At 41.1% G+C, this 6,318-nt stretch carries 5 protein-coding genes; 1 reads left to right on the top strand and 4 read right to left on the bottom strand.

Going from position 1 to position 6,318, the window contains the following annotated elements; all coding sequences use genetic code 11:
• Window positions 1–129: 129 nt before the first annotated feature.
• The 3 genes from pyk to ACTIE0_RS16020 form a co-directional block, all read right to left on the bottom strand.
• A complete protein-coding gene (gene pyk, locus ACTIE0_RS16030) occupies window positions 130–1,551 on the bottom strand; it encodes a pyruvate kinase (RefSeq protein WP_006616756.1) in 1,422 nt (473 codons plus the stop codon).
• Between the two features lie 231 nt (window positions 1,552–1,782).
• On the bottom strand, window positions 1,783–3,147 hold the full coding sequence (locus tag ACTIE0_RS16025; protein WP_006625723.1) for a hypothetical protein: 1,365 nt from the start codon (window positions 3,145–3,147) through the stop codon (window positions 1,783–1,785).
• A 260-nt stretch (window positions 3,148–3,407) separates the two neighbouring features.
• A complete protein-coding gene (locus ACTIE0_RS16020; RefSeq protein WP_006669166.1) occupies window positions 3,408–4,286 on the bottom strand; it encodes an ABC transporter permease in 879 nt (292 codons plus the stop codon).
• Between the two features lie 334 nt (window positions 4,287–4,620).
• On the opposite strand from ACTIE0_RS16020, the gene ACTIE0_RS16015 reads away from it, so the two are divergent.
• A complete protein-coding gene (locus ACTIE0_RS16015; protein ID WP_006616753.1) occupies window positions 4,621–4,908 on the top strand; it encodes a hypothetical protein in 288 nt (95 codons plus the stop codon).
• Window positions 4,909–4,947: 39 nt separating this feature from the next.
• On the opposite strand, the gene ACTIE0_RS16010 is transcribed toward ACTIE0_RS16015, so the two are convergent.
• A complete protein-coding gene (locus tag ACTIE0_RS16010; protein ID WP_006616752.1) occupies window positions 4,948–5,826 on the bottom strand; it encodes an ABC transporter permease in 879 nt (292 codons plus the stop codon).
• Between the last annotated feature and the right edge of the window lie 492 nt (window positions 5,827–6,318).

Genomic DNA, 6,318 nt, shown 5'->3' with positions numbered 1-6,318 from the left:
GGGTGATTGAGGGCGGGTTGATTAATATGGTCGGTGGGTAATCTAATTAACTGTTGAACCCGCCCCTACAACGTGATAAATCAATAATGAACAATTGTTAATTATTCATTATTCATTATTCATTATTCATTATCCTATGGTGTGGATTTTGATAAAATTGGTTCCCTTAGCCTTCCCAGAAGGGATACCACCAATAATCAAAATTTTGTCTCCGGGGGAAGCCATTTGGCGCACTAATAGATAAGTTTGGGCTTGATTGATCAGTTCCTCAAAGGATTCTACCTCCTGTTCCAGCAGCAGAGGTTTCACACCCCAAACCAGGTTTAAACGATGGTAAACCTTGGGATTAGGAGTTAAGGCAACCACAGGCGCTTTCGGGCGTTCAGCCGCCGCTAATTGCCCAGTATAACCACTACAGGTGTAGGCAATAATACAATGTAGATCGATAATTTTATCAATGGTATTTATCGCTTCACTGATAGCATGGGTCTCATCATTGAACGCGGGTGGGTAGTTGATGAAATTGATTTCCGGTTCCACATCCTCCGCAATTTTCGCTAACATTTCCACAGCCCGAATCGGATATTTACCAACTGCTGATTCCCCTGATAACATCACCGCATCAGTTCCATCAATAATTGCATTAGCTACGTCAGACGCTTCAGCCCTTGTCGGACGGGGATTATTGATCATACTGTCCAGCATTTGAGTAGCTGTAATTACTGGAATCCCTTTTTGATTGCAAAGGCGAATAATTTGTTTTTGCAGTAGTGGGACTCTTTCGGGACTCATTTCGACCCCCAGATCACCCCGGGCTACCATTAAACCATTACACTCGGAAATAATCTCCTCTAAATTAGCGATCGCTTGAGGTTTTTCGATTTTGGCCATCACCGATATTTGTGACGCATTTTTGGACGCTAAAAAGTCTTTAAGAACTCGCACATCTTCTGCGTTCCGCACAAAGCTAAGAGACACCCAATCAACACCTAGAGAAATCCCAAATTCCAAATCTTGCTGATCTTTTTCAGTTAAAGACGGTAAACGTAGAGTTAAACTGGGAAGGTTAACCCCTTTACGGCTTTTCAGAGTCCCCCCTTCAAGGATTTTACATTTAACTTGATTACCGGAAATTTCCTCAACCTTCAATTCCAATAATCCATCATCTAGCAGAACCTGGGCACCGATTTCTGCTTCTTCTCCCAGGTGCAGATAGTCGATCGCAATCGTATTAGGTTTACTCTTGTATTCGTCAATAGGAACCAGGGTAATATATTCTCCCGCTATCAATTGTATACCACCATCAGGAAGCTGTCCTACCCTAATTTTCGGACCCTGTAGGTCTTGTAATAGCGTGATAGACGTTTTTAACTCCTGTGAAATTTCTTTCAGTAGGGCGACCGTTTTCGTGTGTTGTTCATGGCTACCATGGGAGAAGTTGAGGCGTACTACATTCATCCCCGCTTTAATCATTTGATAAAGAACTTCAGGAGAATTACTAGCTGGACCAATGGTAGCTACAATTTTGGTTCGACGGTTTAAAGGTTTCATAAGCCCTTGAGTAAGTAATTAGGTTAAGTGTATGGATTGATCAATGTGGGAGAGTTATAGGCGATCGCTGATTGATAGATACATCCGAGCCTCTCATGGATTTAGATCAGTTTGCCACCTATATTATAAAAGTATATTGGCAATTTGATAACTCTCCAACCCCACCTATAATCTATTCTTAACCTAATGTTAAATAACCGGAAATTTTGACGATTGACGCAACCATAACACTTAGCCTCCTAGGAAAGCAGCTTTCCGAGTATCAAATAATTTGACAATTCCCTCAGTCACCGTTTTTTTAATTTGTGGATCACATCCAGCCAAAAATTCCTCCGATGATATTTCATTTTGAAAAAACTTTTGGGCGCGGTTGCGTTGATTTTGGATTTCCGCAAATCCCATCTGCTTAACCATATATGTTGTCAAAGGTGAATTTTTTATATCATAGTAAGAATGCTGAGTTCTCCCCTTTTCCAGTATAACAAGCACCGTAGATTCTAATTCATCTTGGGGTTGATAATTATTTTCTAGGTCTGGCAGAAAATTTACCAAAGAAACCGTCACAAAATTTTCGGAAGGCATTTCTCCCATTAAAGTAGAAACTGGAATGACGCGACCAAATCGCAGGGATAGTGCTTCTAAAAAGGCAATAGTAAATAATTTACTACCTAGATATAATCGACCCACGGCAATATTTCTTCTCGCCCTTGATACCAATTGTTCATAAATGCTATCTTCTGGATACCCTCGGAATTGATGAAAAACCACTTCCGGTTTGAGAAAATTCATAAACCCTTCCATTTTTTGCAGGGCTGTTCTATATTGACCAATAGTGTAAGCACTAGGATTATTTAGATGATGATTGGTTTCAGGAATTAGGTTCCAGGTATTATCTAAAAATCTGGCTGAACTAGGATCGGCGAAACTCCGGACATCACGATTAGCCATACGAATCGAACGCTTGACGGTTTCGATCAGATCCGCATCCGTTAATTTCAGGTTGAATTTGTCAACGATCGCCTGTAATCTTTGATATAAAACATCGCTATTATTTAATCCGGTTGGGGTGGGAGTTCGGAACGGAATTGTGGCTTCTATACAGGCGACAATCTGCACTAACAACTCTTGACTCAGAAAAGGTTGTAATACTTTCGCCGCCACTAAAGCACTTAAAAACTCATTTTGCCCTTCTAAAGGCAACAGCATTTTACCCGGAGACATATCAAAAACTATCCGCACCATTTCAAAGGTGGGGTCTTCAGGAATATCCACCGCTTCACGAATCCAAAGATGTTCTCCTACTTGGCGAATGAAGGGAACTAAATAATAGGTAAGATTAAAGTTAACGCTTTGGTCAACCTGTACATAAACCACATCATGGAATAAGGCGGCTAATACCTCAATCGCATCTTCCGACCCCCCCACCTCAAAAATATGATCTGGAGTATGAAAATACCGCCAAGGTCCTGTCATGGTTTGGACAATTAATTCCGAAATGTTGACCAGTTTTTTCGCATCTAGATCAATACCAAGCTGATTCATTGCCCAGATTAACCTTTGAAGGCACTGTTCATTATAATCCTGTTGTATATCCATCCGACCCACTAAAATGAGACTCACCTCTATTATAAATATATTTATCCTCAGAGTCGGGGTGATTATCTATAATCTTGTTCAGTTAGATCACCAGCCCACATTCTCTATTTTGCTGTGCTATCATCGGAAATGAGGATATTTGTTTCCGTGGCGATCACTCCCTTGGGTTCTAGGGGTAAGGCAAACTGAGGGTTTCCACCTACAGATGGTTATACTCCCCAGTTACCACTACTTCGCCTGCTAACACCAGTTGTCTGATTTTACTCCAACCCGGCAGTACCTCCCAATTTTAAAGAAGATAATAGCAGAATCAACGATATTAATAACATCAAAGTTGAGATCGCATTAATCGCAGGCGTAACCGATAGTTTAATCATACCATAAACAAACAATGGTAAAGTGGTAGCACCTACCCCACTGGTGAAAAATGATACCACAAAATCATCTAATGATAAGGTAAATGCTAATAAACCCGCGCTGAAAATACCAGGCCAAATCAACGGAAAAGTCACCCGCTGAAACACTCGCCATTCATTCGCGCCTAAATCTAATGCGGCTTCTTCTAATCTGGGGTCAAGGTCTGCTACTCTCGCCCTCACCACAATCGTGACAAAGGAAATACTAAAGGTGATATGACCAATAATTACCGTTGGTAAACCCAGACTTATTCTCATCCCCGTTAGGTTTTCTACTAGCCTAAAAATTAGGGTCATAAATACCAACAAAGAAATCCCCAAGGTGATTTCGGGAATGACCATTGGTAAAAATAGCAAACTTTCTAAAACCTGATAACCCGGAAATTTATAGCGTTCTAATCCTAAAGCGATCGCTGTTCCTAAAATCGTGGCGATCGCACTGGAAATAGTAGCCACTATCAGACTATTATATAAGGCTGACCAAACTCCCGTCGTCGATAGATCCGCCGTCTGTGCTGGAATGCTTCCCAATAAACTCCTATACCAGTCTAGGGTAAATCCACTCCACACCGCGTTAAAACGGGAAGCATTGAACGAATAAACCACTAAAATGGCGATCGGTAGGTATAGAAACGCAAACCCTAGGGCGACATTTACCCACAGTCCAGTTTTACCCAGGGAACGGATTAGCAAATCAAGTCTGGTCACAGTTGATCGGTTCATATTGTACTCATTATCCTATCCTACTCCTATTGGCAGATATTCTCATCTTCAAATCTCCCTTATCATCCTGATAGCTAACTAATACAACCGCAAATATACTGAGAGTGATACCACTGGCAAAATTAAGTGTTTGAAATCACACACATCCGTTGAATATTCTTTATAATGGGGGCAGGTCAAGCGGAATTATAAGCAATATTGAACATTCTGTTCATTAAAACTAATGACTAAATATTTGCCTAATCGAGCTTCGACTTGATCCACTTTTGTCAGTAGTGGGGGGCTACTCTCCCCACCCACCTGTTGTCAGAAAAGTTGAATTGGGAGAAGGATTTTGATTGTTACCCTGATTGTGCGCGCCTATTTCGCGATCGCTATTCTCACATTTGCCTATTTGTTTACCAAATTTTGGCGCGATCGCACCACCTCTAAAACGCAACTATCTTCATGGCAGGTTCTCATCTTAGCATCACTATTATGGCCGATTGTCTTGCCTATATCTTACTTGGAGCGAAACGTCAACAAACCTAAAATCGTCATGAGTGAATTAAAATCTTATCGATACTTAGGGAATCCCTCCTACAATCAATATCTGGGATACAGCGATCGTCGCGCTTCCTAAATCTTCGCCTTCCCAAAAACCGTCATCTTTGTGGGTGCATTACTGACGGTTTTCAGCCATTTGGAAATAAACCCAAACAGGAATTATCACTAACATCATTAACAGTATAGACAAAGCCGAACCCAAAGGCCAATGACGAGCTTGCAGAAATTGATTCTGGATTAAATTACCAATCATCACCGTTTTCGACCCTCCCAAAATATCCGGCGTTATAAATGCTCCCAAAGCCGGAATGAATACTAAAATAGAACCCGCAATAATTCCCCGTCTGGTTAACGGTAATAAAACCCTCCAGACTGTGCGAATATCGTTGGCTCCTAAATCTTGCGCCGCTTCAATTAAGGAAAAGTCGAATCGCTCCCAGGTTACATATAACGGTAAAATCATGAACGGTAGATAGCCGTAGATTAAACCAACTAGGACAGCAAACGGGGTAAATAATAGGTTGAGAGGTTCATCAATTAAATGCAGGTTTTGTAGTAGGGTATTCACCACCCCCTGGTCTCGTAAAATAATCATCCAAGCATAAGTTCTTACTAAGAAATTAGTCCAAAATGGAATGATTACCAGCATTAACAATAAATTCCGCCAACCACGAGGACGGGTCGCTATGAAAAATGCAAACGGATAAGCGATCGCTAAACAAATTATCGTCGTAAATGCCGCTAGCTCTAGCGATCGCATAAACACTCTCAAATATAGGGGATTCAACAGCCGTTGATATTGCCCTACGGTGAAAGACCACACCACCCCCCCATAGGTTCCCCGTTCCAAAAAACTGTAAATCAGCACAATCACCAGCGGTACTACAAAAAATATCACTAACCACACCGTCGCGGGTACGATTAACCATATTCTCTTGTTCACACCGACAGTTTCCCCCAACCGACTTGAAGCCTTCTGTTTACCAAAAATCATACAACTAGGGTAATTATGTTAAGTTTTGTAACGAAAATTAAGAAATGTAAAAAAAATCGACTTTTTTGGGGATGCCCTTGACTTTATCGTTTGCTTGCGGTACTATTTTTATATAATGGAAATATTTACAATTTTTTTAATTTTGCAAATATCCAATTGTAACAAACTACACCCAGTATAGCGCCATTCCCTCCCCCTGTCAACCCCTACTTTACTAACCGGCGCGAAATTTTTGGGAAATTGCCACCCATTCCCCCACCTCCGAACAGGTGTCCGTATTGCAGTCTGATAATTTTCTGGTATAATCATCGCCAATTGGACAAGTACGGCAATGGAGTTACGTCCTGTTAGCAAATTCACTGAATATTGCTTGACAATACTCAACAATCAGTCTAAGCTAGATAAGTACACAGCAAGCGAGCTAAATGCCGAAATATACATCACCGAGTGAAACGGCTCAATACTTTGGTGTATGCTTACATACTTTAAGAA

The sequence above is a fragment of the Limnospira sp. genome (genome assembly GCF_051859755.1).
Lineage (GTDB): Bacteria > Cyanobacteriota > Cyanobacteriia > Cyanobacteriales > Microcoleaceae > Limnospira > Limnospira fusiformis.
Note: the sequence above shows the minus strand (reverse complement) of the source record. Positions and strands in the feature narration are given on the sequence as shown.

Coding starts and splice junctions, on each gene's coding strand:
- ACTIE0_RS16010 (WP_006616752.1), bottom strand. CDS start 5,826: ATGATTTTTGGTAAACAGAAGGCTTCAAGTCGGTTGGGGGAAACTGTC.
- ACTIE0_RS16025 (WP_006625723.1), bottom strand. CDS start 3,147: ATGGATATACAACAGGATTATAATGAACAGTGCCTTCAAAGGTTAATC.
- pyk (WP_006616756.1), bottom strand. CDS start 1,551: ATGAAACCTTTAAACCGTCGAACCAAAATTGTAGCTACCATTGGTCCA.
- ACTIE0_RS16020 (WP_006669166.1), bottom strand. CDS start 4,286: ATGAACCGATCAACTGTGACCAGACTTGATTTGCTAATCCGTTCCCTG.